Below are 25,395 nucleotides of genomic sequence, written 5' to 3'. Positions count from 1 at the left end.
CTCTCGTGTTCGCCTCGTGGCCGCCGGTCAGCCGGTCTGCTGGGGTCCGTCGGCGGCATCAATGCGGATCAGGTCCATCACGGACGTGTCGGCGAGCGTGGTGACGTCGCCGACCTCACGGTTCTCCGCGACGTCGCGCAGCAGCCGGCGCATGATCTTCCCGGATCGGGTCTTGGGCAGCTCCGGGACCACGATGATCTGACGGGGCTTGGCGATGGGGCCTATCTCCTGGGCGACGTGCGCGCGCAGCGCCGCGGCGACGTCCTCTCCCGCCGCATCACCGCGCAGGATGACGAAGCCGACGATGGCCTGCCCGGTGGTCGGGTCCGTCGCGCCGACGACCGCGGCCTCGGCCACCGCGGGGTGCGAAACGAGCGCGGACTCGACCTCGGCGGTGGAGATCCGGTGCCCGGAGACGTTCATGACGTCGTCGACGCGGCCCAGCAGCCAGATGTCGCCGTCCTCGTCGTAGCGGGCACCGTCGCCGGCGAAGTAGTAGCCGCGATGGGCGAAGCGGGACCAGTAGGTGTCGCGGTACCGGCTCTCGTCGCCCCAGACTCCGCGCAGCATGGAGGGCCACGGCTCGTCGAGCACCAGATAGCCACTCTCGCCCTTGCCGACCTCCTCGCCCTGGTCGTCGACCACCTTGGCGGAGATACCGGGCAGCGGGGTCTGCGCGGAGCCCGGCTTGGCGGGCGGCCCGTCCGGCAGCGGGGCGATCATGATCGCGCCGGTCTCGGTCTGCCACCAGGTGTCGACCACCGGGGCCCGGTCGCCGCCGATGTGCTTGCGGTACCAGCGCCACGCCTCGGGGTTGATGGGCTCTCCGACGCTGCCGAGCACGCCAATCGAGGACAGGTCGTAGCGGGCCGGGATGTGCTCGCCCCACTTCATGAACGTGCGGACGAGGGTGGGCGCAGTGTAGTAGACGGAGACCCCGTACCTCTCGATGATCTCGAAGTGCCGTCCCTCGTGCGGGGTGTTGGGGGTGCCCTCGTACAGGACCGACGTGGCGCGGTTGGCGAGCGGACCGTAGACGACGTACGAGTGCCCGGTGATCCAGCCGATGTCGGCGGTGCACCAGTAGACGTCGATGTCGGGGTCGAGGCCGAAGACCGTGCGGTGGGTGTACGCGGCCTGGGTGAGGTAGCCACCGGAGGTGTGCAGGATGCCCTTCGGGCTGCCCGTCGTACCGGACGTGTAGAGGATGAACAGCGGGTGCTCGGCGTCGAACGACTCCGGGGCGTGGTGGTCGGGCTGGGCGTCGACCAGGTCGTGCCACCACAGGTCGCGGCCCTCGGTCCACGGCACGTCGATGCCGGTGCGCCGCACCACCACGACGTGCTCGACGCCGGGGGTGTTCCGGATCGCCTCGTCGGTGTTCGCCTTCAGCGGCTCCGCCCGGCCCCGGCGGTACTGGCCGTCGGAGGTGATCAGCAGGCGGGCCTCGGCGTCCTCGATCCGCGACTGCAGGGCTGCCGGGGAGAAACCGCCGAACACCACGCTGTGCGGGAGGCCCAGCCGGGCACAGGCCAGCATCGCGAACACCGCTTCGGGGATCATGGGCAGCTGGATGGCCACCCGGTCACCGGCCCGGAGGCCCAGGGAGAGCAGGGCGTTGGCCGTCCGGCACACCTCACGCTTCAGATCGGCGTAGGTGATCGTGCGGGTGTCGCCGGGCTCTCCCTCCCAGTGGAAGGCGACCTGGTCGCCGTGGCCGGCCTCGACATGGCGGTCGACGCAGTTGTATGCCACGTTCAGCCTGCCACCGGTGAACCAGCGGGCGAACGGCGCGTTCGACCAGTCCAGGACGCGGTCCCACGGCCTCATCCAGGTCAGGTGCCGGGACTGCTTCGCCCAGAATGCCAGGCGTTCGATGGGTGGCGTGCCAGAAGCGAGGTCGTCAGCGGAGCGCGGCGGCATGGGAGATCCTCCAGGGAAGGTGCGGGTGCCGGTGACGGGCGCGCCGTGAGGGGAGGGGGAGTACGGCGCGCCCGTCACCAGGCGTTTCACAGTGGCCGGTGAGGGTTGGTGCGAGGTTGGCGAACCTGGTCGGCGGACCGGGGCTCAAGTTGGGTGGGTGAGCGCAGCCACGCCGAGAGCGAGGCGATGCGCGGGAGCAGCGGCGCGGTGGTGCGGTGACGCAGGGCTCCCTGCCACACGCCCCAGCCGTAGGCGAGGTCGTCGAGGCGGCGGATCGCCGTGTGTGTGAGCGGTCCGAGCGAGCTGCCCGAGCGATGGTGGTCGGCGAGGCCCTCGGCGAGGGCCGCGGCGGCGAGGACGTAGCGCGCCCGGCGGCTCGTGACGGCGACCGCCAGGGTGACCGGCCAGTGGTGGCGGGTGGCGCAGCGGAGCAGTTGCTCGGCGGTGCCGTACAGCGCGGCCAGCGACAGCAGCGCTCCCGCCTTGGCGGGGTTGTCGGCGTCGGGCATGCGCCGGGCCACCCGTACCGCGGCCGCCCCGGTCGCGGCCAGTGCGGCGGCGGCCGGTACGGGCCTGCCGCGCAGCAGCAGCGCGCAGGCGGTCAGCGACCAGGGGGCGGCGTACAGCGGTGGCACCTGCCCGGGGTGCCGCAGCGCGAGGTCGGCGGCGGCGGTGCCGTAGCCGGCCCGTTGGGACAGCCACCCATAGAGGTGGGTGCGGTGCCGGTGGGCCACGCGCGCGGCGGGAACGTACCGCAGCCGCCAGCCGGCCTCGTGCAGCCGCATGGTCAGATCCACGTCCTCGCCCACCCGCATACCGGGAGCGAAGCCGGCACCTACGGCGGAGCGGCGGACGACGACGGTCGCGCTCGGGACGTACGACAGCTTGGTCAGCGGGACGACCGGTCCCTCCCGCGCGCCCATGTCGAGCGGGGAGCGGACCTCCTCGTACCGGTCCAGGGGCCGTGGCCCCGGCACCGGCAGGGCGACCACCCGGGGCGCGGCGAGCGCCAGCATCGGGTCGGCGAACTGGGCCAGCAGGAGCGCGAGCCAGCCGGGCTCGGGCACGACATCGGAGTCGACGAACGCCACGTACGGGGTGCGGGCCTGGCACAGTCCGGTGTTGCGGGCGGCGGCGGGGCCGAGGTTGGAGGAGTGGACGAGCAGCCGTGCGGCGTGCCGGAGGGCCACTGCGGCCAGGGCTGCCGGGTCCCTGGAACCGTCGTCCACCACCAGCAGCGGCAGGTGCACGGTGTCCGGGTCAGTCCGCAGGGCGGCCAGCAGCCGGTCCAGCTGGTCGGCGCGGTCGCGTACGGGGACGACGATCGTGCTGTCGGCCACCCGCGCGGGGGCCGGGCGCGGGTGTACCGCTCCGGCGTCCAGGAGGCGGCGGGCGAGCGCGGCGCTCGCCGGGCCGGTGACGGTGAATCCGCCCCCGTCCAGCAGGCGGGCGGCCGTGGCCCCCAGCCGCAGCAGCCGGGGCGGCGAGCCGCCGAGCATGAGCCGTCCGTCGCGCGAGCGGTGGGTGTCGGCGCCGAGCTCGACGGTGAAGCCGTCGGGCAGCCGGGCGTCCGGCGGCAACGGCAGCCCGGGATCCGGCGGGACGGGACGGTCGTGTCGTACGAGCCAGGTCGTGGGGTTCATGCGGTGAACCCTCCGTCCGCGCGCAGGACCGAACCGGTCACGGCGAAGGACGCGGCCGAGCAGGCCCAGGCCACCACATCGGCCACCTCCTCGGGGTTCAGGGGACGCCCGGTGAGCTGCCGCTCGGCGAGCTGCTCGACGTCGGGCAGCCCGTACAGGCCGGCGGTGGCCCGCAGCATGTCGGTCCGGGTCGAGCCCGGGGAGACGGCGACCGCGTTCACCCCGGTGTCCCGCAGGTCGCAGGCGAGAGCGCGCACCAGGCCGACCACCGCGTGCTTGGCCGCGCAGTAGGCGCCCAGGCCCCACAGCCCGCGGTGCGCGGCGGCCGAGGCGAGGGCGACGAAGCGGCCGTGCCGGGGCAGGGGCCTGCGCAGCAGCGCGGGTACGGCGGCGCGCGCAAGGTGGGCCACACCCATGACGTCGACGTCGAGCAGGGTCCGCCACTGGGCGTCGCTCTGCTCCCACACCGGGCGGCCGCCGAGCATGACGGCCGCCGCGGCCACCGCCGCGTCCAGACCGCCGAACACGGTCTCGGCCGTCTCGACCGCCGCCCGCAGCGCGCCCTCGTCCCGCACGTCCGCCCGGACCGTGTGGACCATGGGGTACTCCCGGCCCAGCACGGCCAGTTGACCGGGCGTCGCCAGCGGATAGGGCACGTCGGGGTCGTCGGCGCAGGAGTCCACGGCGACGACGCACCAGCCGTCCCGGGCCAGTCGCCGTACGGTCGCGGCGCCGATGCCGCGGGCGGCACCGGTGACGACGGCGACCCGGCGGCCGGTCATCGCCCGGCTCCCGCCCGGGCGCTGACTGGCCGGTACCCGGGTGTCCCGAGCCGGCCGTGTTCGGAGACCCGCCAGGCGCGGATGTCGTCGGCGAGGTCGTCCGCCATGCGGCAGAGGAGCAGCTCGCCCTCGGCGGCGCCGGCTCCGGCGGGGTCGCCGAGGACGCCGGAGGGGCTGACGCCGCGCACCGACTCGGTGATCAGCCGGTCCATCAGCAGATGGACGGGGTCGGTGGGGCCCGCGACCGCCTGCTCGGCGCGCACGGTCGCGTGCCGCAGCCGCAGCATCATGGAGGTCTCGGCCCGCCCGGCATGCGCGTCGGCGCCCAGCGGGGCACAGGGCCACCAGGCGGCCTCCCAGCCCTCGTCGCGCAGCCCGGTCACCGCGTCGGCCAGGCTCGTCAGGTTGCCGCCATGGCCGTTGACCACGAGGAGACGGCCCGCCCACCGCAGCAGCGAACGGCCGATCTCGGTGATCATGAGGCGCAGCGCGGTGTGACCGATGGACACCGTGCCGGGGAAGCCCTCGTGCTCGCCGCTGGCCCCGTAGGGCTGGACCGGCGCGACGACCAGGTCCACCTCGCCGCGCAGCCAGGCCGCGGCGCGCTCGGCGACCGCGGCGGCCACCGCAGCGTCGGTGTCCAGCGGAAGGTGGGGTCCGTGCTGTTCGCAGGAGCCGAGCGGCAGCAGCACCAGGGGGCGGCGGCCGGTGAGTCCGGGCCAGGCCAGGTCCGCCAGGCGTTCGGGCTCGGGAGGTACGGCGGCGGGGACGGCCACTTCAGTCCGCTCCCAGCACCCGGGTGAATCCCGGAGGTACCAACACGTCGTCGGGGGTCAGTTCCTGGACGGAGGAGCGGCCGAGCCCCAGCAGCGCGGAGTCGATGCCACCGCGAAGGATGTCGAGCACGTTCTCCACACCGGTCTGGCCGCCCGCCGCAAGGCCCCACAGATACGCGCGGCCGATCATCACGGCCCGCGCGCCCAGCGCGAGGGCCTTGACCACGTCGCTGCCCCGGCGGACGCCGCCGTCGAGCAGGATCTCGACCCGGTCGCCCACCGCCTCCACGACGGCCGGCAGGGCGCGGATCGCCGCCGGGGTCCCGTCGAGGTTGTTGCCGCCGTGGTTGGACACCGAGATCGCGGTGACCCCGGCGTCGACCGCTCGCCGGGCGTCGTCCACCCGGCAGACGCCCTTGAGCAGGAACGGCCCGTCCCACTGGTCGCGCAGCCAGCGCACGTCGTCCCACGAGGGCGGCGGCGTCTGCATCCATTCGCCGTACGCCCCGAAGAACGTCGGGGCGTCCCCGCCCGGCTCGGCGAGGTTGGGCGCGGTCAGGTCCGGGAGCCGGCGGGACTTCGCGAAGTCCCACAGCCAGCGCGGGCGTGCCAGCGCCTCGGGCGCGAACCGGGTCATCGCCTTGAGGTCCAGCCGTTCGGGGATCTTCGGGCTGCCCCAGTCACGGCCGTGCGAGAACGACCAGTCGAGGGTGACGATCAGTCCCTTGGCGCCGGCCTCGCGGGCGGCGTCGATCCTGCGTGCCATCGCGTCCTTGGAGCCCATCCAGTACATCTGGAAGAACGTCTGCGGATTCGCCGCCACGACATCCCCCAGCGACTTGCTCGCGAACGAACTCAGCCCCATCGCCGTGCCCCGGGCCGCCGCCGCGCGGGCGACGGCCACCTCGCCGTCGGGGTGCACCGCCTGCACTCCGGTCGGCGAGATGATCACCGGCAGGGAGATCTGCTCGCCCATGACCGTCGTCGTCTGATGGCGCTTGGCCGACAGGCCGGCCACGTGCGGCGCGAACCCCAGCTCGGCGAACGCGGTGGTGTTGTCGTCGTAGGACACACCCTTCTCGGAGCCTGCGAGCAGCGCGCTGTAGACGGATTTCGGCAGCCTCTTGCAGGCCCGTCGCTGGGCTTCGGAGACCGTCTCGAACCATCCGCTCATGACCATCCTCTTCTTTCGTCGTCTCGGCTGCGGGGCGGGGCTGTACAGCTGGTCACGGCTGTTCCATGCCGGCCAGCGGGCTCTCGTCGCACAGGCGGTCCGGACGGCTGGTCCGCACGGCGGGCATGCCGAGGGGCACAGTCCGGTGCGAATGGTCCTTGCCCTGGGGCGGCACAGCGGAGCGGCCCCCGGATCGCAGCGCCGTCTCGCCGTGCCCCTTGACGCACTCGGGGTCCGGGCCGTCCAGCGGCAGGCCCGTGAAGAATTTCGCGGCCATGCAGCCGCCCTGGCAGACGTCGTACGCCGAGCAGCTCGCGCACGCGCCCCCGGATGCGGGTCGGCGCAGGTCGGCGAAGAGTTCGGAGTCCCGCCAGACGCGCTCGAAGCCGCCGGGCGAACGGACGTTGCCCGCCTTGAACGCGTCGTGGATGGCGAACGGGCAGGCGTACACGTCGCCGACCGGGTCGATGAGGCAGACCACCCGTCCCGCCCCGCACAGGTTGAGGCCCGGGATCGGCGCCGAGCCCAGCGCGTTGAGGTGGAAGAAGGAGTCCCCGGTCAGCACCTTCTCGCCCTGGCCGACGAGCCAGGTGTAGATCTCGCGCTGCTGCTCGGCGGTGGGGTGCAGTTCGTCCCACACGTCCGCGCCGCGCCCCGAGGGCCGTAGCCGGGTGATCCGCAGCTGGGCGCCGTACCGGTCGGCGATCGCCGCGAAGTCGTCCAGCTGCGGCACGTTCTGACGGGTCATCACCACTGAGATCTTGAAGTCCTCGAATCCCGCCTCGGCGAGGTTCTCCATGGCGCGCACCGCCATGTCGTACGAACCCCGTCCGCGGACCGCGTCGTTGACATCGCGAGTGGCGCCGTCGAGGGAGATCTGCACGTCTACGTAGTCGGTGGCCGCCAGACGCCGGGCGCGCTCGGGAGTGAGCCGCAGTCCGTTGGTGGAGAACTTCACGCCGACCTGGTGGGCGATCGCGTAGTCCAGCAGTTCCCAGAAGTCGGGGCGGACCGTAGGCTCGCCGCCGCCGACGTTGACGTAGAAGACCTGCATGCGCTGGAGTTCGTCGATCACCGACTTGATCTCGTCGGTGGTCAGCTCCAGCGGGTCGCGCCGCCCGGACGAGGACAGGCAGTGCGCGCAGGAGAGGTTGCAGCCGTAGGTCCACTCCCAGGTCAGGCAGATGGGAGCGTGCAGGCCGCCCTTGAACTGCTCGACGAGGGCGGGCACGCGCTCGGTCTGCGGGGGATCGTGAAGGACGGTCATCGCGGCGCTCCGGTTCCACTGCGCTGGGGGATGATCATGTCGGCGGCGGCCAGGGACGCCAGCGCGCGCAGGAAGGCGGCGCGCCGGGCGTCGGGAACGCCGGCCAGGGCGTCCTGGACGCTGGGGTACCGGTCCAGCCCCCGGACCAGTTCGACCAGTTCCGGCGCCTTCAGGAACGACAGGCGGCGGTTGCCGAAGTGGTACGCGAGCGCCCCGAAGGGCTCGGGGCGCAGCGCGACGCCGGGGCTGAGCCGGTAGGGGCGCGTCACGTCGAGTGCCGCGTCGGTCGAGGCGGGCACGGGCATCGGGGCCATCGGCACGGGCTCTCTAGTAGACGCCGCACATGCCGTCGATGGAGACCTCCTCGACGAGGAGCTCCTCCGTCAGCTCCCAGGCCGCGGCGGCGCCCACGGTGTCGTCGTCCTGCGCGGCGGTGCGGATCTCGTCCTGCATGGCAAACCTCCGGGTGCGGTGGGGAGTTGGAGCAATTCCGGTACCGCCGTGCGGTGACCGGACACCATCGACGCTAGGCGAGGTCCGTCCCAGCTCACGCCCTGCTTCGGGCCGCCCTCGCCCTGACCGATCGGACAGGTGCGCCCCTCCCGCACCGCCGCCCTGCCCGATCGGACGGGGCGCGCCCCCTTCGTCCGCTCCCGCCTGCCGTCCGGGCGGCCGGTATCGCCCCGCCGCCCGGTCCCCGAGGGTGAATCACGCCACTCCCGGCACGTCCGTGCTCCACCCGGACATCTGCGCCGCCGGTGGGCCCTGTCGGCAGGGCCCAAGGAGCAGTCGACGCAGGACGCGCGGCTCGACCGCGCGGAGAGGACAGTCGCGATCATGCAGGTCGAAGAACTTCTCAAGCCGTTCCCGATCAAGGAATTCCACCCGTTCCCCCGCGCCCTCATGGGGCCGGGCGCGCACGAGCTGATCGGCCCGGAGGCCAAGAAACTGGGCTTCAAGCGCACCCTGGTGATGACAACCGGGCTGCGCGGCAGCGACACCGTGCACAAGATCGTCGAGTCGATGAAGTACCACGGCTTGGAGGTCGTGCTGTACGACAAGGTCGAGTCGAACCCCAAGGACTACAACGTCATGGACTCCGTGGCGCTGTACCAGGAGAACAAGTGCGACTCGTTCGTCTCCATCGGCGGCGGCTCCTCGCACGACGCGTGCAAGGGCGCCCGTATCTCGGTCGCCCACGACGGCCGCAACGTCAATGACTTCGAGGGCTTCAACAAGTCGGAGAACCCGAAGAACCCGCCGCACATCGCGGTGTCGACGACGGCGGGCACGGGGTCGGAGACCTCGTGGGCGTATGTCATCACCGACACCACGACCGACCCCGACAACCCGCACAAGTACGTGGCGTTCGACGACGCGTCGGTGGCCACTCTCGCCATCGACGACCCGACGCTCTACTACGACTGCCCGCTGGACTACACCGCCCAGTGCGGCTTCGACGTCCTGGCGCACGCCTCCGAGCCGTACGTGTCGCGGCTCAACTTCCAGCCCTCGCTGGGCAACGCGCTGCACGCGATCCGGCTGACCGCACGGCACCTGCGGCAGGCGGTGTGGAACGGCCAGGACCTGGCCGGCCGCGAGGGCATGATGTACGCGCAGTACATCGCCGCGCAGGCGTTCAACTCCGGCGGCCTGGGCATCATCCACTCCATCTCGCACGCGGTCAGCGCCTTCTACGACACCCACCACGGCCTCAACAATGCCATCGCGCTGCCCCGCGTGTGGGCGTTCAACATGCCCGCGCACTACGAGCGGTTCGCGGACATCGCCGAGGCGATGGGTGTCGACACGCACGGCATGACCAAGGTCCAGGCGGCCGAGGCCGCGCTCGCGGCGGGCATCCGGCTGCTGCGGGACGTCGGCATCCCAGAGAAGTTCGTCGACGTCCAGCAGGACACGTACTCGAAGAACCGGCTCGGTCAGGGTCCGACGAAGTTCTACGAGCAGGCCAAGGTCATCAAGGGCGACGCAGCCGACGTCGACCGCATCACGAACCACGTCCTCGGCGACGCCTGCACCCCGGGCAACGCCAAGGAATGCACGTTCGACACCGTCCGCCCTGTCGTCGAGCACTGCATGAACGGCGACCTGGACGACCTGCTCGGCTGAGCACCCCGTGCCCGGGAGCGGGGGGCAGCACTGGGACGTCGCCCCCCGCTCCCGCCCTATCGGACGGAGGAACCGTGTCCGCCACACCCCAGAATCCCCCGCATCCCGCGTTCGGCTCGGTCGACGACGTCGCCGAGCGGTTCGCCGCCCACGGCTACATCACCGACCGCCGCCTCGCCACGACCGTGTTCCTGCTCACCCGCCTGGAGAAACCGGTGCTCCTGGAGGGCCCGGCCGGCGTCGGCAAGACCGAGCTCGCCAAGGCGCTCGCCGCCGCCACCGGCCGCCGACTGCTTCGCCTGCAGTGCTACGAGGGCCAGGACGAGAGCCGGGCCCTGTACGAGTGGGACTACGGCAAGCAGCTGCTCTACACCCAGATGCTGCGGGACAAGATCGGCGACCTCACCGCCGACGCGCCCGACCTGGCCTCCGCGGTACAGCGGATCGAGGAGCAGGACAGCGTCTTCTTCTCCGACCGGTTCCTGGCGCCCCGCCCCCTGCTGGACGCCGTGCGCGGCGAGCAGCCCGCGGTCCTGCTGATCGACGAGGTCGACCGGGCCGACGAGGCCCTGGAGGCGGTCCTCCTTGAGTGCCTGGCCGAGTACCAGGTGTCGGTACCGGAGATCGGCACTTACACCGCGAAGATCCCCCCGTACGTCGTCCTGACCTCCAACAACACGCGCGATCTGTCCGCCGCGCTCAAGCGCCGCTGCCTGCATCTCTTCCTCGACTACCCCGACGCCGAGCGCGAGTTGGAGATCCTGCGCGCCAAGGACACGGGGCTGCCGGAGGCCGCCGCCCGGCATCTCGTGGAGGTGGTGCGGGGCCTGCGCGAGCTGCGACTGCGCAAGAACCCCAGCATCTCCGAGACTGTCGACTGGGCCCGCACCCTCGCCGTCCTCGGCGTCGACGAACTCGACCCGGCGGTGCTCGCCGACACGGCCAACGTCGTGCTCAAGTACGAGCGCGACCTGCACCGGGCCCTGAGCGAGCTGCCGCGCCTCGTCGACCCCAACCGCACGCTGCCGGAACCGAACCTCCACCACGACGGTCACGGGCACCACCACGGTGGCCACGGCCCTCATCACCACCACGGTCCGGGGCACGGGCACAGCACTGAGGTGGACGGGCGCCAGGTGCGCGAAGCCATGGACCGGCAGGGCCGGCACGACGAGGGCTACTACGGCGCACCCGGTCCCGGCCCCACGCAGCGCACCGCAGCCGGCGGCGGTCAGGGCGCCCGCGCCTTCGCGGCGATCTCGCGCCGTCGCGCGGACTGACAGGCGAACCCGACAACTCAGGAGGCGGGAAATGGAAGCCGGTGTGCACCGATTCGTGCGCGTGCTGCGGCTGTTCGGAATGCGTGTGTCGGTCTCGGAAGCCATGGACGCGATGCGCGCCGCCGCTCAGCCCGGCGTGCTCGGCGGGCGCGCGACGCTGCGCGAAGCGCTGCGTATGACACTGGTCAAGGACCGCCGCGACGAGGAACTGTTCGACGAGCTGTTCTCCGCGTTCTTCTCGCTGCGCCCGGTCGGCCCGGATCCCGACGGCCATGGCCACGGCCACGAGCACGACGACCTGTCGGACACCGGTGAACTGGAGTCGTTCACCGTCTCCGACGAGCCCTCCGAGACACCGCAGCAGGGCCACAGTCACGGCAAACCCTCCGACATCCGGGACTTCTTCGACCAGCAGGACCTGGCCCAGCGCTACAACCTCCACCAGGAGGCCAACAAGATCGACCTGGCCGCGATGACCGACGAGATCGTGCTGTCCAAGGACGGTGGCACCGACGGCCGTGACACCGGCCCGTCCGTCCAGCTGGAGACCGAGCGGCTGCACGGCGCGAACGTTCCCGGGCAGCTCGCCGCGGCGGCCGGGCACCGGGTCGACACGGAGCTGACCGTCGCCCAGCAGGATGCCCTGCTCGGCTGGCTGACGGACGAGTCCGACGACCCGGACGACGCGGAACTCGGCGCCTTGCGACGCCGGTTGGCCGGTGTCATCGAGAACCTGCCCGAACTGCTCAGGCGCCACCTGGACCGGCTGGCCGAACTGCGGTCACTGGCCGTGGAGTTCGGACGGATCGCCGAACACGCCCGCGTCGAAGCGGTCGACGAGGACGAGCGGACGCAGCTGGAGGAGGCGCTGCGGCGAGTGGGCCGGTCCCTGAGCGGAGCGCTGACCTGCCGCAAACGTGCTACTGCGCGTGGGCGCGTCCATCCCGGCCGCACCATGCGCCGCAACATGCGCTACGACGGCGTACCGTTCCGGCCGGTCACCGTCACCCGCGCCGAGGACCGGCCACGGCTGGTGGTCCTGGTGGACGTCTCTCTGTCGGTCCGGGCCACCGCGCGTTTCACTCTGCATCTGGTGCACGGACTGCAGGCGCTGTTCGGGCAGGTCCGCTCCTTCGCCTTCGTCGACGAGCCCACCGAGATCACCGAGCTGTTCGCAGAACACCCCCTGGAACGGGCCCTCGGCCTGGTCTTCGACGGACTTCCCGCGGGCGGCCTGCTCGACACGGACGCGGGCTCCGACTACGGGCGGACGTTCGAGCTCCTGCTGGCCGACCACGCCGCCGCCCTCGGCAGACGTACGACCCTGCTGGTTCTGGGCGACGGACGCGGCAACGGCAACGACCCGAGGACCGCCGCCTTCGAGGAGATCACCCGCAGGGTGCGGGAGACGGTCTGGCTGACTCCCGAACCCCGGTACTCCTGGGGCCTGGGCGCCTGCGACCTGCCGCGCTACGCCGAGTACTGCGACCGCGTGCAGGTGGTCGCGGACCTGGCCGGGCTGGAGCGCACTGCCTACCGGATGGCGGCGGAGGCGACAGGGCGATGAGCACCGTCACCCACCGGCACACGGAGCCGCCGTCATGAGCGTCCCCAGCCTCCGGATCGCCGTCGCGGCGCGCCGTATCGACCCCCTGGCGCCGAACCCGCCCGGCACCTACACCGATCACCTGGTCCGCGTCGTCCGCGAGAGCCCCCACGGCCGCGACGCGTCCCCCGAACCGATCGTCCGCACCGAGCACTTCATCCTGCGGCGGCGCGGCCGCCGCGTCGAACTCGGCCACTGGCTGCGCCCCGAACGGCTGGACAACGACCTGGCGGGCCTGCTGGCCGAAGAGTTGTTCGCCCCGGGCTGGCTGTCCGGCAATGACATCTTCGAGCGGGTCTTCACCGGAGTGGTGCGCTCCTGCGTGGACGGGCCGCTTCCCGCCTGGACCACGTTCTACGACAACACGCTGACCCGGATCCGGGAGCGCCGGCACGCACCGGAGCACGTCGAGCACTCCTCGATCGCGGGGTTCGCCCCTGTCTACCTCCGGACCTTGGACCTGGTCACCGAGGGCCCGGTGCTCGACATGGGCTCCTGCTTCGGCTTCCTGCCCCTGCTTCTCGCCGAGCGCGACGAACCGCCAGGCCCGCCGGGCCCTTCTCCCGGCCCGCGGCGGAGCCCGGTGATCGCCTCGGACCTGGCGCGGGGCACCATGCGGCTCCTGGACCGTGTGGCCCGCGCGCGGGGGCTGCGGGTGGACACGCTGGCCTGCGACGCCGCACGTGTGCCGCTGCCGGACCGCGCGGTGGACACCGTCACCGTCATCCACGTGCTGGAGCATCTGGAGCCGGCGCACGGCGAGGCGGTCGTACGCGAGGCGCTGCGGCTCGCGCGGCGGCGGGTCGTGGTGGCCGTCCCGTACGAGGACGAGCCGACCGCGGCCTTCGGCCACGTCCGCTGCTTCGGCCACGACCAGCTCACCGAGCTGGGCCGCCGCACGGGCTGCCCGTTCCGGGTCGACTCCTTCCACGGTGGCTGGCTCGTACTCGATCACGACTGACGCCGGGCCTTCACAGGTCCGGCTCCGAAGACTGCGCCGATCCGATGAACAAGCACCACGACGCAAAGGAGCGTTTCATGGCCCTCTCGGAGAAGGACCCGCTGTCGGAGAAGGATCCGACGGGCACCGTTCCCGCGGCCGCCGCCCACGCCAAGCCCCGCCCGGAACCGGCCTCCGGGCCGCAGGCCGGAGATCCGGCACTGATCGGCGTGCCCACGTTCATCGTGGGTTCGATCGCACTCGGCCTGACACTGGTCGGCTACGTCCCGGCGACCGCCGCCGCGGCACCGGTCGCCGTGATCCTCGCGGCCACCGGGATCGGCCAGCTGATCGCCGCGCTCTGGGCCGCCGCGCTCGGGCAGAACGCCGTCGCGGCCATCTTCGGCGTGTTCACCGGCTTCTGGCTCAGCTACGCGCTGCTCGTCCTCGGGCTCGTGCACGGCTGGTTCGGTATCCCGCCTGCCGCCGCGACCAGGACGCAGGCGCTGTTCCTGATCGCCTGGCTGGTCACCGTCGTCCTGCTGACACTGGGCACACTGCGGCTGCCGGCCGCCTTCAGCGTCCTGTTCACCCTGATCGACGTGGCGCTCGCACTGGTGCTGTTCGCCACCCTGAGCGGCTCGGCCGGGCTGCGGGTCGCGGGCGGATACGCCGTCTTCGCCTTCGTCGCGGTCGGTGTCTACCTCTTCCTCCATGTGACCTCGCTGGCCACCGGAGGCCGGGGACTGCCGCTCGGCCGCCCCGCCCTGGGCGGTTGACACGGCGGGTGTGCCGGGGCCGGTGAAGCGGTTGCCGGCCCCGGCACACTCGTGCGCTCAGATCACGCCCAGCTTGGTCGCCTCGTACACGACCTCCGCGCGGCTGCTCGCGTCCATCTTGCGCATGATGTTGCGGACGTGGAACTTCACCGTGGTCTCGGAGATGTACAGCTGCCCGCCGATCTCCCGGTTGCTCAGCCCGTGGGCGAGCAACTGCAGTACTTTCAGCTCCCGTTCGGTGAAGCGGGGCAGGTCGGGCTGCACCCTCATGGACCGGACCATGGCCGCCGCGGCGTGCGAGTCGAAGGCGCTCTCGTTACGGGCCACGGAGCGGATGGAGCGCAGGAGTTCGGTGGTGTCCACGTCCTTGACGACGTAGCCGCGAGCGCCGTGGTGAATGGCCTCCACGACCAGGGCGTCGTCCAGGAACGTGGTGAGGACGAGCACCGCGAGTGCGGGGTGACGCTCCGTCAGTCTGGCGCACAGGTCCAGCCCTTCGGTGTCGGCCCCGGTGGAGAGTTTCAGGTCCAGGAGCACGATCGACGGACGTACCCGCTCGACCACCGCCTCGGCCTCGGCGGCCGTGCTCGCCTCGCCGACGACCTCCAGGTCGCCCTCTCGCTCCAGGATCGACCGCAGCCCGTGCCGGACGATCGCATGGTCGTCGACCAGGACGATCCGCACCGCGTCGGTGGGCGCCGCGGCGTGCTGTTCAGTGGTCATCGGCTGTCTCCCGATCGACGTCGTCGAGGCGCACCGGCAGCGGCATGTCGACCCGCAGCAGGATTCCGCCCATGCCCGAGCGGCGGATGGTCAGTCTGCCGCCGAGTTCCTCGGCCCTGGCGAGCATGTTCGCGAGCCCCCGGTGACGACCCGACAGGTCGGTCTCCCGGGAAAGCTGGAGCACCCGCCGCAGATGGGCGGGGTCGCCGATGCCGTCGTCGGACACGCAGAGCACTACGGCGTCCGGCAGATACCGCAGCCGCACCAGGGCCCGGCCCGCCCTGCCGTGCGTGGCGGAGTTGAACAACGCCTCCCCGGTCAGCCGGAGGACGGACTGCTCGGCGCGCGGCGGCAGCGGGACCGGGGTGCCCTCGACGCGGACGCGGACGTCCAGGGCGGTGGTCAGGTGCACGGTGGACAGCCGCTCCAGCATGACCGGCAGTGGCCCGGGCGGCTCGTGGGAGGTGTGGTGGAGCGCGTAGATCGCGGCGCGCAGCCGTTCCACGGCCTGCCGGTTGAGGTCCTTGGCGTCGGCGAGCCGTCCGGCGATGTCCGCCGCCTCTCCGCCCAGGCCCTCCAGCTCGGCCCGGCACACCTCCATCGCCATGCCCGCGCTGAGCACGTACTGGCTGACGCTGTCGTGCAGTTCGCGAGCGATGCGGTGGCGTTCGTCGTCCAGGGCCTGCCGCTGCATCGCGTCCAGGAGCCGCGCCTGCGTCTCGGCCAGCTCCGCATTGCGCGCGGCCAGGTCCCGGGCCTGCCGCTCGGCCGCCTCGGACAGCTCCTCGGTCCGCCCTCGCAGGGTCGTCGCCGCGTGGAAGAGGTACGTGTTGTGCAGCGCCACGGCGGCCTGGTTGGCGAGGACCCGCAGGATCGCCAGATCGGTGTCGGCGACCTCGACCCCGGCGCCGGGCCGGGCGGCGATCCCGCCGACCGGTTCCTCGTCCAGGGTCATCGCCGCCCGCACGCATCCGTCGCCGCCGACGGCCGTAGCCGCCTCCCACGGCCGGGTGCGCAGGATCTCCAGGTGGCCGCGCACCTCGGCCGGCAGCCGGGTCGCGTCGTCGATCAGCACGTCGTCGGCGTACAGCAGGAACCTGGGGCGGGCCGCCCGCAGCGCGCCGTCGGCCACGGCCAGCAGCAGCCAGCGCGCCTGCAGGTGCTCGGCCGCGGTGCGCACGACCGCCTCGACCAGCGCGCGCGGACCCTCCGCCGTGCGCACCAGCGCCCGTGAGATGCCGTCCAGGGCCTCCACCGTGTGCTCCAGCCGCTCGGTGGAGCGTACGTACGCCGGGTAGTACGACCGCTTGCCCGACCGCAGCCCGGTCAGCACCCCCAAATCGGCTGACTGCGGTGACCGGTCCGGGACACTCACGCCGATCGCCTCACAGTGCCTCGCGGAACAGCACTTCGACGTCGTGCACGTCGGCGCCCCGGGGGTTGGTGGCCATGCAGGCGTCCTTCAGCGTGGTGCGGGACAGCACGGGCACGTCGGCCTCCGCGACACCGAGGCTCGCCAGCCCCTTGGGCACGCCGACATCGTCGGCCAGCGCGCGCACCAGCTCGGCGAGGCGCATCGCCACTTCGTACGGCGGCACGCCCGCGACCGGTAGGCCGGCTGCTTCGCCGAGCGCGACGAAACGCTCCGGCCACACCTGGGCGTTGAACCGGATGACGTGCGGCAGCAGGACGCCGTTGACGACGCCGTGCGGGGCGTCGAGCAGGCCGCCGACCTGGTGACTCATGGCGTGCGTGGCGCCAAGGATCGCGTTGGTGAAGGCCATTCCGGCCTCCAGCGCGGCCTGGGCCATGGCGAGGCGTGCGCCGAAGTCCTTCGGGTGGACCTGGGTGCGCACCAGGTTGCCGGTGATCAGCTTCACCGCGTGCAGTGCGTGGATGTCGGTCAGCGGGTTGTGGGCCCGGGACACGAACGCCTCGATGGCGTGTGTGAGTGCGTCCAGGCCGGTAGCCGCGTTGAGCCAGTCCGGCATGGTGATCAGCAGACGCGGGTCGATCACCGAGATCTCGGGAACGAGCGTCCGGCTGACGATGGTGACCTTCACGTGCTCGGTGGTGTCGGTGACGATCGCGAACTGCGACACGTCGGCGCCCGTGCCCGAGGTGGACGGCACCATCACGGTGGGCGGGATCGGCTGGACGACCCGGTCGACACCCTCGTAGTCGAGAATGCGCCCGCCGTTGGAGGACAGGATCGCCACACCCTTGGCCGCGTCGATCACGGAGCCGCCGCCGACTCCGACGATCACGTCGCAGCCGCTCTCCGCGTACTGCCCGAAACCCGCCTCGATCTCGTGGTCCTTCGGGTTCGGCGTGACCTCGTGCCACACCACGGGACGCAGCCCCACACGCCTGAGATGAGCGACCGCCTCGTCCACCCAGCCGGCCTCGATCAGCCCGGGGTCGGTGACCAGGAAGGGCCTTCGGCCGCCGAGCCGCAGCGCACAGTGCCCGAGCTCGGTCAGTGAACCGGGCCCGAACACAACTTCGGGCACATGGAATTTGGCCAGCCGGGCCGACTGGCGGGCGGCGTCGGTGCCCGCCGTCTGCGGCCCCACCAGCTCGCACTGGCACTCGTCACGGCTCCAGTCGGCACTCGGACCACTACCACCGGTCACCATGGCGCCGGGCATGAGCGACATGCGACCTCCCGGGTCCCGGTGGGGCGTGAGCCGCGAAATGCTCACGCAGCCTTGATTTTACCGCTTGATTGGCTGATAACACTGTCGTCGAACCAAGAACCAAGCTAGGTGGACCACCCCGGCCACAGCACCTGTCCCACCGGACGGGGGTGGCCTGCCCGACCGGTCAGGTGCACCGGGCGAGGTTCTCCTGGAACACTCACGGTCATCCCCGTTCGACGGCAGGGGAAGCAGATGTCACAGAGCAGTGACCTCCGGCAGCGCAGAGCGACGCTGGAGGGCGAGTGGTCCCGCCTGGTGCCGCGGCTGAAGGCTGTCAGCCACCCGTCCGGCGTCGGCGCGACGCTGCGTCCGGAAGTGGCCGACTCCTGGGTGCGCTCTCTGGCCAGCGTGGATCCGGGCCGCGACAGCGCCCCGGTCTCCGACGACGGTGCCGTGCACCACCGCTGGGGCGGCTCGCCCCTGCGTCGCCCCGTCGAGAACCTGGCTGACGAACTGCACAGCGTCGCCGACGACGCCGGCTTCGTCACCGCGGTCACCGACGAGTCCGGCACCATCCTGTGGACCTGCGGTGGCCGCACCATGCGCCGACGGGCGGAACAGGTCAACTTCGCGCCCGGCGGGCGGTGGGACGAGCCGGCCATGGGCACCAACGCCCTCTCCCTCGCCCTGCGCACCGGACGCCCCAGCACGGTGTTCTCCGCCGAGCACCTGGTCACGGCGCTGCACGGCTGGGTCTGCTACTGCGCGCCCGTCCACGGCCCGGACGGCCGCGTCCTCGGCGTGCTGGACCTGTCCACCACCTGGGACCGCTCGCACCCGCTGGCCATGTCCACGGTCCGTGGTCTGGTGTCCGCCATCGAGGCCGGGCTCCGAGCCGGGCTGCCCGACCGGCACGGCGCAGAGTCCCCCCTTGTTCGACTGACCTGCCTGGGCACGGAGAAGGCGGTACGCGACAACACCCCGTTGCTCCTGCGTCCGCGCCAGCTGGAGATCCTCACCCTCCTCGCGCTCGAACCGGAGGGCTTCACGCCGGACCGCCTGCGCGAGGCCCTGTACGGCGACCGCCCCGTCACCGCGTCCACGTTCAAGGCGGAGATCTCACACCTGCGCCGGGCCCTCGGAGGCGGCGTCGCCACCCGCCGGTACGCGCTGACCGCCCCGGTCTCCTGCGACGCGGTCGACGTGCTGCGCGCCCTGGAGCGGGGCGACACGGCGACCGCCCTCCAGCACTACCGCGGTCCGCTCCTTCCCCGTTCCGAGGCACCGGGGATCGAGGAATGGCGCACCCACCTGGAGGTGGCCGTCCGCGAGGCGGTGCTGGCGAGCACCCGCCCCGAGGACGCCCTGCGGTACGGGGAGCGGTCCCTGTACGACGCCGAGGTGCACGAGCACGCGATACGGCTGCTGGACCCACGGGACGCCCGCCGCGCCATCGCCGCGGGGCGGCTCAACACCGCCCTGCGCGACTGAACTCCACAGGCGGACGGCCCACCAACCTGACGCCAACCTCGCGGGAGGACAGTGCGAAGCACCACGACGGCACGGGCCGTCGTAGGACCGCACTCGCCATCCACCGAGGAGAGCCGCCATGGTGTACGCGCAGCCAGGAACCGAAGGCAGCATCGTCAACTTCGCCCGCCGGTACGACAACTTCATCGGTGGCGACTGGGTGGCCCCCGTCGAGGGCCGCTACTTCGAGAACTCGTCGCCCGTGACCGGCAAGGTGTTCTGCGAGGTGGCCCGCTCCTCCGCGGCGGACGTCGAACTCGCCCTCGACGCCGCACACGCCGCCGCCGGAAAGTGGAGCCGCACCTCCACAACGGAGCGGGCGAACATCCTCAACCAGATCGCCGACCGGCTGGAGCAGAACCTCCAGAAGATCGCGGTCGCCGAGACCTGGGAGAACGGCAAGCCGGTGCGCGAGACGCTGGCCGCCGACATCCCCCTGGCAATCGACCACTTCCGCTACTTCGCGGGGGTGGTGCGCGCCCAGGAGGGCTCCATCGCCGAGATCGACGCCGAGACCGTCGCCTACCACTTCCACGAGCCGCTCGGCGTGGTCGGTCAGATCATCCCGTGGAACTTCCCGATCCTGATGGCCGCCTGGAAGCTCGCACCGGCCCTGGCCGCGGGCAACTGCGTGGTCATCAAGCCGGCCGAGCAGACCCCGGTCAGCCTCCTGTACGTGATCGAGCTGATCGCGGATCTGCTCCCGCCGGGCGTGCTCAACGTCGTCAACGGCTTCGGCGTCGAGGCGGGCAAGCCGCTCGCCTCCAGCCCGCGCATCGCCAAGGTGGCGTTCACCGGCGAGACCACGACGGGCCGGCTGATCATGCAGTACGCGAGCGAGAACATCATTCCCGTCACGCTGGAGCTGGGCGGCAAGAGCCCGAACATCTTCCTGCCCGACGTCATGGCCGCCGACGACGACTTCCTGGACAAGGCCGTCGAGGGCTTCGTGATGTTCGCGCTCAACCAGGGCGAGGTGTGCACCTGCCCGTCCCGCGCGCTGATCCACTCGTCGATCTACGACGAGTTCATGGCCCGCTGCGTCGAACGCACCAGGGCCATCGTCAGCGGCGACCCGCTGGATCCGGCGACCATGATCGGCGCCCAGGCCAGTAACGACCAGTACGAGAAGATCCTCTCCTACATCGACATCGGCAAGCAGGAGGGCGCCGAACTTCTCACCGGCGGCGGCCCCCGTTCGGTCGGCGGTCTGGAGGGCGGCTACTACATCGAGCCGACGATCTTCCGCGGCACCAACGACATGCGGATCTTCCAGGAGGAGATCTTCGGCCCGGTGGTGTCCGTCACGACATACGACTCGGTCGACGAGGCCCTGAAGATCGCCAACGACACGATGTACGGCCTGGGCGCCGGCGTGTGGACGCGGGAGGCCAACACCGCCTACCGCCTGGGCCGGGAGATCAAGGCGGGCCGGGTCTGGACCAACTGCTACCACGCCTACCCGGCGCACGCGGCCTTCGGCGGCTACAAGAAGTCCGGCATCGGCCGCGAGACCCACAAGATGATGCTCGACCACTACCAGCAGACGAAGAACCTGCTGGTGTCGTACTCGGCGCAGAAGCTCGGGTTCTTCTGATGGACGCCCGCACCGGGCGGGTCGAGCTGACCGAGGCCGCCGAGGACCTGGTGCGGCGCCTGACGGACCGTCATGGACCGGTGATGTTCCACCAGTCCGGCGGTTGCTGCGACGGCAGCGCCCCGATGTGCTACCCGCGCGGCGAGTTCCGGGTCGGCGCCCAGGACGTGCTCCTGGGCCAGGTCGCCGGCGACACCCCCTTCTGGATGAGTGCCGACCAGTACGCGTACTGGCGGCACACCCACCTCACCGTCGACGTGGTCCCGGGCCGGGGAAGCGGCTTCTCCCTCGAAGCACCCGAGGGCGTGCGCTTCCTGCTCCGTTCCCGGACCCTCACCGACGAGGAGTGGGAGCGCATCGAGGCGGAGCCGCCCCTGCCGACCGGGGCAGAGGCGACCGTCCACACGTAGGCGAACTGAACGGCCATCCGACGGCCACCGCGCCGGCGCAGGCGGTGGCAAGGGGGGGCCGGGCGCTTCGGCGCCCGGCCCCGCTGCCCGTTTCCCCCAGCCACACCGTGGGGTGCCGCCCCTCCAGAAGGAGGGGGGCGGTCCGCCCCTCCGCTTAGTTACGGGCGGTGACAGCACCGCATAGCGTCGGTCGTAAGGCACCGAAGGAGGTCACGTCATGAGGACCACTTCCGCTCAGGGTTTCGCCAAGCCCCTCACCAGCGGGGCGCATTCGGAACCGCGTTCCGTTCCCGGCGGGACCTCTCCAGACCACGGGTGCCCGATAGCCACCGCGATGAAGCCCGGGAATCCCACGGTGGTGCCTTGGTCGCGCGTGGCTGACACCGGCCCTGTCCACGCCGGAGTGCCGGCGCCGGAGAACGCCGACGCGGGGACGACCGACAGCCCGTGGCGCGGCGACGCCGTTCCCCCCGTTGCGCACGATCCCGGTCGCCGGGCACAGGTCCGCCCCCTACCGCTCCCCAGTCCCCTCCAGTCACAGGGCACGACGATGAAGACCACAACTCTGGCCGTGGAGCGGCCCCCGGCTTTCGAGGCCGGCCACGTCCCTCGCGCCGTCCCGCCCCTGCACAAGGTGCCCGAGCCCGGGGACGAGGTCGTCGCCCTCGCGCCGCAGCCTGGAACCACGCCCTCCAGTTCCGAGCTTGTCGACACTCACGACGCCATTCTGGCGCTTCCCGCCGAGGTGCCCTGGGTGCCCATCGCCCGCCGCTCCGCGGCCGCCGTGCTGGCCCACTGGGGCATTCCGGACACCGAAAGCGACGTCGTGGAACTCATCATCGGCGAACTCGCCGCCAACGCCGCCCAACACGGGCGCAGCGACATGACCCTCCGTCTGTCCCTGACCGCCGGCGCCCTGCGGATCTCGGTGACCGACTCCGGTGACGACACCGAGCCCCGGCCGCCTCGCAGTCAGGACCCCGACGAGCACGGCCGGGGACTGGACCTCGTCGCGCTTCTCGCCCACGAGACCCATGTCCACCAGGACACCCGCGGCCGACGGGTCAACGTCGTCCTCCGCTCCGACGCAGCCGCTGCGTGAGCGGCCCGCGCCGGCCGCCATGTCCTCTGGGACATGCCTCACCGCGTGCTTCGACCACCGCTGCGTCGCCGCCGAGCCTGCCGCCGCCTCTCGCTCGGCGTGCGCGCTCTGACGTACCGCCTGGAGCGCATCCACCGGCCGCCGTCGACTGTACAGCCCCACACTTATACCGCCGCAGGCTTGCTGCAGAGGCGCCCTGCGCCCGCCTCATCTCCCCCGAGGCTCAGGGGATCCCCGGAGGAGACACAATCAGGCAAACCCCTGGGAATCACTCGGCTCCCCCACTCCCTGGTGGGCGCCGATGCGCCCACGAATGGGCACGAAAACGTCCTCTAGAACCGCATTTCCGCAGGCCAGATGGCATTTACCGAGCGGAGCCCAGGAGAGTCGAGCCCCTGACAGCGACCGCACACAGTCCGCGCTCCCTCCGGACACAACCACCACGCTCACGCCGGACACATCTCAGGTCGACGCGCCCCTTCGGAGATCGGCGGCCTCGTCTCAGGCTGTCCGGCATCGACAATCCGAGCACGGTCGGGTCAACCCGCTCGACCGCCCGCCGCCCACACTGTCTGCGGCACTACCGGTGCACCGATACGCTCCCCTCGCGCATGCCATCAACCGTTGGAAGTGACCACACATCAGCCGATCCACGAAAACAGCAGTTCAGGGGCGTTCCCGCACACCCACACGATGGATCGGCATCGCCATCAAACCTCTGACCTACGTATTACGGCTGCGCAGGCCAACAGCCGCAACTCTGCCGGACGAAGCAGCATGAATAATAGAGAACCCCAGGTCAGAGGCCTGACCTGGGGTTCCACGAGAGCCGCCTTCGGGATTCGAACCCGAGACCTACGCATTACGAGTTGTCCGATCCAGTTCCGAGACCGTCTGGGCTGGTCCGTCAACGACCCATCTTCGCTGGAGATCGGCGTCTGCAGACTCATCAACACCGCCTCGGACGCCCACGGATTCAGTGGCGAGTGAGACCAGAACTGAGACCTGCGCAACGGGCGGGATGAGCCGTCGGCGGTGCCCTGGACGAGGCATCCAGGGCTCGTTGTCAGTGGCCTGCCCTACGGTGTCGGCCATGGCACCGTCTGAGATCACTCGTGCAGGCATCCTGCAGGCGATTGCAGAGTATGACCGGCTCGGCCCGGAGGCGTTCCGGGACACCTACGGCTTCCAGCCCGCGGCCACCTATCTCCTTGAGCACGAGGGGAATCTGTACGACTCGAAAGCGATAGCCGGCGTCGCCCACAAGTACGACTTCGGCGTAGCGCTCAAGCCCTCTTCCCCAGGGCTCAGTGGTGGCCTCAAGCACGCAGTGGCTTGGTTGAGGCGAGAGGGCTTCACAGTCGTAGAGACCCCCAAGTCCTTCCACCGGCGGGTGGGAGATGTCCGGCCGGCCCGTCGTGCACCGGGCCCTGCCCTGCACCGCCCCGTTCTTCTGCTCTGGGCAATCGGGCAGGCCGTGGCCGGAGCCCCCCGCATGCAGCCATGGTCGGCCACCCGTGATGCCGTCGCGCCGCTCATGGTGAAGTACGGCCAGGTCGAAGACGGTGCGGACGGAACCCGTTACCCGTTCTGGGCACTCACCCGCGATGAGCTCTGGACCATTGAGCAGGGACAGGCACTCACCCTGACCAGTCGAGGGCGGCGCCCCACTCTGGAATCTCTGAACGGCGTCGACCCCTCTGGCGGCCTGCGCGAGGACGATTACAACCTGCTCCGCTCGCACCCTGATGCCGCAGCCTCAGCGGCGGCAGGGCTGATCCTCCGCTACTTCCATCCCCTTCCGGCAGGCTTGTTGGAAGACTTCGGCCTCCACGAGCTACTCGCCGGCAGGTGGCCGGATGCTCTGCGGCCTCGACTCGGGGAAACCTTCAAAGACCGCGAGGCCATCTGGCGCACCTACGGCGGACAGAAGATGGCTGGGATCGGCTGCCTCGCCGACGGCATCTTGAGCGTCTTTTCGGACGACAAGGGACCCTACGCCGACGGACGCATCCCGGATACAAACTGGATCGCCTATGTCGGCGACGGTCTTTCGGGTGACCAGAAGCTCACTGATGGCAATGAGCTCATGGCCGAGCATCAGAGCGCTGGCCGCCCGCTGCGTTACTGGCACAAGCCGTTCCAGGGACAGTTCAGCTTCGAAACCTGGGCTGTGATCGTGCAACGCCGGCTGCGCTGGGGCACCGGAGCTGACAAGCAGCCTCGCCGCGAGTTCCTCTGGGTGCTTGCGCCCGTCCCCTCCCCGGACCGCGGAACCTGGCCCCTTGAGGTTCTTGAGGCACTGGAGATTGATACGGGCGAGCTGCACGACGAAACGGGCGACTACCGCCCCAGCGACGTCGATCCCGAAGCGCCCGACACCGGAGAGAGCGACGAGGACGCGTACAGGCGCTTGGCGCAGAAGGCAGAAGCGAACGCCGAACGTCGGGCCAAGATGAAGAAGCCCACGCTGGCCGACAAGTACGTCCGCGACCCCAGCGCGAGGGCAGCAGTCATCAAGCGCTGCCAGAACAGATGCGAAAGCCCTGAGTGCGCCGGCCACCCCACCGAGCGAACCACAGCCGGCCTGCCCATCCTGCAGGTCGACCACGTTAAGGACCTGGCCAAAGGCGGACCCGACGTCCCCTGGAACATGATCGCTCTATGCCCGAATTGCCACGCCCTCAAGACCTACGGCGAGAACAGAGAGAAGCTTCGACGCCTCCTCGCCGTTACTGCGCGCCGCCTTCATGAGGCGAAGCTCAAGTGACGCACCTGCTTCGGTGCCTGCCCCGTACAGTCCAGGGGCAGGCACCGAAGCACGACGGGAGCGGCTTTCAAGAGCGTCGCGGGTTCAGGAAAAGCAGTGCTCTGACCTGCACCGATGCGTCAAGCACTGGGAGCAACAAAAGCGTTGGCCCACGCATGGCCCACAGGCTTCCTGAACCGTTCCGGGTTCGGTAGTGAACCGTTCCGGGTTCGGTAGAGATCTCAGATGTTGGTTGTGACCTGGGCTTTCGTGGCGCTCAGGTAGTGGTTGGCTTCGTATTCGGCGGGCGGGACGTGCCCTATCTCACCGTGGAGTCGGGTG

The 25,395-nt window shown here is 71.0% G+C and carries 21 protein-coding genes; 10 read left to right on the top strand and 11 right to left on the bottom strand.

Annotation, left to right across the window (positions count from 1 at the left end):
* Window positions 1-27: 27 nt before the first annotated feature.
* The 8 genes from acs to mftA form a co-directional block, all read right to left on the bottom strand.
* Complete coding sequence (acs, locus tag ACLB9X_RS25945) at window positions 28-1,923, bottom strand: acetate--CoA ligase (RefSeq protein ID WP_410362817.1); 1,896 nt, start codon at window positions 1,921-1,923, stop codon at window positions 28-30.
* Window positions 1,924-2,009: 86 nt separating this feature from the next.
* Window positions 2,010-3,566 carry a mycofactocin biosynthesis glycosyltransferase MftF gene (gene mftF / locus ACLB9X_RS25940; RefSeq protein ID WP_410362816.1) on the bottom strand — a complete coding sequence of 519 codons (1,557 nt, stop codon included), beginning with the start codon at window positions 3,564-3,566 and terminating at the stop codon, window positions 2,010-2,012.
* Window positions 3,563-4,348, bottom strand: a complete 786-nt coding sequence (locus ACLB9X_RS25935) for a mycofactocin-coupled SDR family oxidoreductase (protein ID WP_410362815.1) — start codon at window positions 4,346-4,348, stop codon at window positions 3,563-3,565. The genes mftF and ACLB9X_RS25935 overlap by 4 nt, the downstream gene beginning before the upstream one ends.
* A complete protein-coding gene (gene mftE / locus ACLB9X_RS25930; protein WP_410362814.1) occupies window positions 4,345-5,124 on the bottom strand; it encodes a mycofactocin biosynthesis peptidyl-dipeptidase MftE in 780 nt (259 codons plus the stop codon). Before mftE ends, ACLB9X_RS25935 begins: the two co-directional genes overlap by 4 nt.
* 1 nt (window position 5,125) lies before the next feature.
* Complete coding sequence (gene mftD / locus ACLB9X_RS25925) at window positions 5,126-6,298, bottom strand: pre-mycofactocin synthase MftD (RefSeq protein ID WP_410362813.1); 1,173 nt, start codon at window positions 6,296-6,298, stop codon at window positions 5,126-5,128.
* 52 nt (window positions 6,299-6,350) lie between these two features.
* The gene (gene mftC, locus ACLB9X_RS25920; RefSeq protein ID WP_410362812.1) at window positions 6,351-7,565 is read right to left on the bottom strand and encodes a mycofactocin radical SAM maturase; all 1,215 of its coding nucleotides are present in this window, start codon (window positions 7,563-7,565) and stop codon (window positions 6,351-6,353) included.
* Window positions 7,562-7,879, bottom strand: a complete 318-nt coding sequence (gene mftB / locus ACLB9X_RS25915) for a mycofactocin biosynthesis chaperone MftB (RefSeq protein ID WP_410362811.1) — start codon at window positions 7,877-7,879, stop codon at window positions 7,562-7,564. The genes mftC and mftB overlap by 4 nt, the downstream gene beginning before the upstream one ends.
* Window positions 7,880-7,892: 13 nt before the next feature.
* On the bottom strand, window positions 7,893-8,018 hold the full coding sequence (gene mftA, locus ACLB9X_RS25910) for a mycofactocin precursor MftA (RefSeq protein ID WP_410362810.1): 126 nt from the start codon (window positions 8,016-8,018) through the stop codon (window positions 7,893-7,895).
* A 384-nt stretch (window positions 8,019-8,402) separates the two neighbouring features.
* On the opposite strand from mftA, the gene mdo reads away from it, so the two are divergent.
* The 5 genes from mdo (at window position 8,403) to ACLB9X_RS25885 (ending at window position 14,300) form a co-directional block, all read left to right on the top strand.
* Window positions 8,403-9,695: an NDMA-dependent methanol dehydrogenase gene (gene mdo, locus ACLB9X_RS25905; protein WP_410362809.1), complete on the top strand. Its 1,293-nt coding sequence runs from the start codon at window positions 8,403-8,405 to the stop codon at window positions 9,693-9,695.
* 74 nt (window positions 9,696-9,769) lie between these two features.
* Window positions 9,770-10,975: an AAA family ATPase gene (locus ACLB9X_RS25900; protein WP_410362808.1), complete on the top strand. Its 1,206-nt coding sequence runs from the start codon at window positions 9,770-9,772 to the stop codon at window positions 10,973-10,975.
* A 31-nt stretch (window positions 10,976-11,006) separates the two neighbouring features.
* The gene (locus ACLB9X_RS25895; protein ID WP_410362807.1) at window positions 11,007-12,542 is read left to right on the top strand and encodes a VWA domain-containing protein; all 1,536 of its coding nucleotides are present in this window, start codon (window positions 11,007-11,009) and stop codon (window positions 12,540-12,542) included.
* Between the two features lie 34 nt (window positions 12,543-12,576).
* The gene (gene mftM / locus ACLB9X_RS25890) at window positions 12,577-13,542 is read left to right on the top strand and encodes a mycofactocin oligosaccharide methyltransferase MftM (RefSeq protein WP_410362806.1); all 966 of its coding nucleotides are present in this window, start codon (window positions 12,577-12,579) and stop codon (window positions 13,540-13,542) included.
* A 77-nt stretch (window positions 13,543-13,619) separates the two neighbouring features.
* Entirely contained in the window at window positions 13,620-14,300 is a 681-nt protein-coding gene (locus tag ACLB9X_RS25885; RefSeq protein ID WP_410362805.1) for a GPR1/FUN34/YaaH family transporter, read from the top strand.
* 57 nt (window positions 14,301-14,357) lie between these two features.
* Here ACLB9X_RS25885 and ACLB9X_RS25880 read toward each other — a convergent pair whose 3' ends face one another.
* From ACLB9X_RS25880 to ACLB9X_RS25870, 3 genes are read right to left on the bottom strand one after another with little or no spacing between them, the layout of a single operon-like run.
* Window positions 14,358-15,023 (bottom strand): MadR family response regulator transcription factor, encoded by a 666-nt coding sequence (locus ACLB9X_RS25880; RefSeq protein ID WP_410362804.1) that lies wholly within the window; start codon window positions 15,021-15,023, stop codon window positions 14,358-14,360.
* Window positions 15,013-16,398, bottom strand: coding sequence for a MadS family sensor histidine kinase (locus tag ACLB9X_RS25875; RefSeq protein ID WP_410362803.1), 1,386 nt, complete (start codon window positions 16,396-16,398; stop codon window positions 15,013-15,015). The genes ACLB9X_RS25880 and ACLB9X_RS25875 overlap by 11 nt, the downstream gene beginning before the upstream one ends.
* 10 nt (window positions 16,399-16,408) lie before the next feature.
* Window positions 16,409-17,683 (bottom strand): iron-containing alcohol dehydrogenase, encoded by a 1,275-nt coding sequence (locus tag ACLB9X_RS25870; protein ID WP_410362802.1) that lies wholly within the window; start codon window positions 17,681-17,683, stop codon window positions 16,409-16,411.
* A gap of 234 nt (window positions 17,684-17,917) precedes the next feature.
* Between ACLB9X_RS25870 and ACLB9X_RS25865 the strand changes: the two genes are divergently transcribed.
* The 5 genes from ACLB9X_RS25865 to ACLB9X_RS25845 all read left to right on the top strand — a co-directional run bounded on the left by ACLB9X_RS25865 (window position 17,918) and on the right by ACLB9X_RS25845 (window position 25,074).
* Window positions 17,918-19,156 carry a transcriptional regulator gene (locus tag ACLB9X_RS25865; RefSeq protein WP_410362801.1) on the top strand — a complete coding sequence of 413 codons (1,239 nt, stop codon included), beginning with the start codon at window positions 17,918-17,920 and terminating at the stop codon, window positions 19,154-19,156.
* Window positions 19,157-19,274: 118 nt separating this feature from the next.
* Window positions 19,275-20,792 (top strand): aldehyde dehydrogenase, encoded by a 1,518-nt coding sequence (adh, locus tag ACLB9X_RS25860; RefSeq protein WP_410362800.1) that lies wholly within the window; start codon window positions 19,275-19,277, stop codon window positions 20,790-20,792.
* On the top strand, window positions 20,792-21,202 hold the full coding sequence (locus ACLB9X_RS25855) for a DUF779 domain-containing protein (RefSeq protein ID WP_410362799.1): 411 nt from the start codon (window positions 20,792-20,794) through the stop codon (window positions 21,200-21,202). Before adh ends, ACLB9X_RS25855 begins: the two co-directional genes overlap by 1 nt.
* Window positions 21,203-21,752: 550 nt before the next feature.
* Window positions 21,753-22,304, top strand: coding sequence for an ATP-binding protein (locus tag ACLB9X_RS25850; RefSeq protein WP_410362798.1), 552 nt, complete (start codon window positions 21,753-21,755; stop codon window positions 22,302-22,304).
* Window positions 22,305-23,397: 1,093 nt separating this feature from the next.
* A complete protein-coding gene (locus ACLB9X_RS25845; RefSeq protein ID WP_410362797.1) occupies window positions 23,398-25,074 on the top strand; it encodes an HNH endonuclease in 1,677 nt (558 codons plus the stop codon).
* The last annotated feature ends 321 nt before the right edge of the window (window positions 25,075-25,395 follow it).

The organism is Streptomyces sp. 5K101, assembly GCF_046506645.1.
GTDB lineage: Bacteria > Actinomycetota > Actinomycetes > Streptomycetales > Streptomycetaceae > Streptomyces.
The sequence above is the reverse complement of the archived record's forward strand: the minus strand, read 5'-3'. Positions and strand labels throughout refer to the sequence as shown.

What these genes read in the sequence shown, in the direction of transcription:
- acs (WP_410362817.1), bottom strand. Translation starts at nt 1,923, where the DNA reads ATGCCGCCGCGCTCCGCTGACGACCTCGCTTCTGGCACGCCACCCATC.
- mftF (WP_410362816.1), bottom strand. Translation starts at nt 3,566, where the DNA reads ATGAACCCCACGACCTGGCTCGTACGACACGACCGTCCCGTCCCGCCG.
- ACLB9X_RS25935 (WP_410362815.1), bottom strand. Translation starts at nt 4,348, where the DNA reads ATGACCGGCCGCCGGGTCGCCGTCGTCACCGGTGCCGCCCGCGGCATC.
- mftD (WP_410362813.1), bottom strand. Translation starts at nt 6,298, where the DNA reads ATGAGCGGATGGTTCGAGACGGTCTCCGAAGCCCAGCGACGGGCCTGC.
- mftC (WP_410362812.1), bottom strand. Translation starts at nt 7,565, where the DNA reads ATGACCGTCCTTCACGATCCCCCGCAGACCGAGCGCGTGCCCGCCCTC.
- mftB (WP_410362811.1), bottom strand. Translation starts at nt 7,879, where the DNA reads ATGGCCCCGATGCCCGTGCCCGCCTCGACCGACGCGGCACTCGACGTG.
- mftA (WP_410362810.1), bottom strand. Translation starts at nt 8,018, where the DNA reads ATGCAGGACGAGATCCGCACCGCCGCGCAGGACGACGACACCGTGGGC.
- mdo (WP_410362809.1), top strand. Translation starts at nt 8,403, where the DNA reads ATGCAGGTCGAAGAACTTCTCAAGCCGTTCCCGATCAAGGAATTCCAC.
- ACLB9X_RS25895 (WP_410362807.1), top strand. Translation starts at nt 11,007, where the DNA reads ATGGAAGCCGGTGTGCACCGATTCGTGCGCGTGCTGCGGCTGTTCGGA.
- mftM (WP_410362806.1), top strand. Translation starts at nt 12,577, where the DNA reads ATGAGCGTCCCCAGCCTCCGGATCGCCGTCGCGGCGCGCCGTATCGAC.
- ACLB9X_RS25885 (WP_410362805.1), top strand. Translation starts at nt 13,620, where the DNA reads ATGGCCCTCTCGGAGAAGGACCCGCTGTCGGAGAAGGATCCGACGGGC.
- ACLB9X_RS25880 (WP_410362804.1), bottom strand. Translation starts at nt 15,023, where the DNA reads ATGACCACTGAACAGCACGCCGCGGCGCCCACCGACGCGGTGCGGATC.
- ACLB9X_RS25870 (WP_410362802.1), bottom strand. Translation starts at nt 17,683, where the DNA reads ATGTCGCTCATGCCCGGCGCCATGGTGACCGGTGGTAGTGGTCCGAGT.
- ACLB9X_RS25865 (WP_410362801.1), top strand. Translation starts at nt 17,918, where the DNA reads ATGTCACAGAGCAGTGACCTCCGGCAGCGCAGAGCGACGCTGGAGGGC.
- adh (WP_410362800.1), top strand. Translation starts at nt 19,275, where the DNA reads ATGGTGTACGCGCAGCCAGGAACCGAAGGCAGCATCGTCAACTTCGCC.
- ACLB9X_RS25855 (WP_410362799.1), top strand. Translation starts at nt 20,792, where the DNA reads ATGGACGCCCGCACCGGGCGGGTCGAGCTGACCGAGGCCGCCGAGGAC.
- ACLB9X_RS25850 (WP_410362798.1), top strand. Translation starts at nt 21,753, where the DNA reads ATGAAGACCACAACTCTGGCCGTGGAGCGGCCCCCGGCTTTCGAGGCC.
- ACLB9X_RS25845 (WP_410362797.1), top strand. Translation starts at nt 23,398, where the DNA reads ATGGCACCGTCTGAGATCACTCGTGCAGGCATCCTGCAGGCGATTGCA.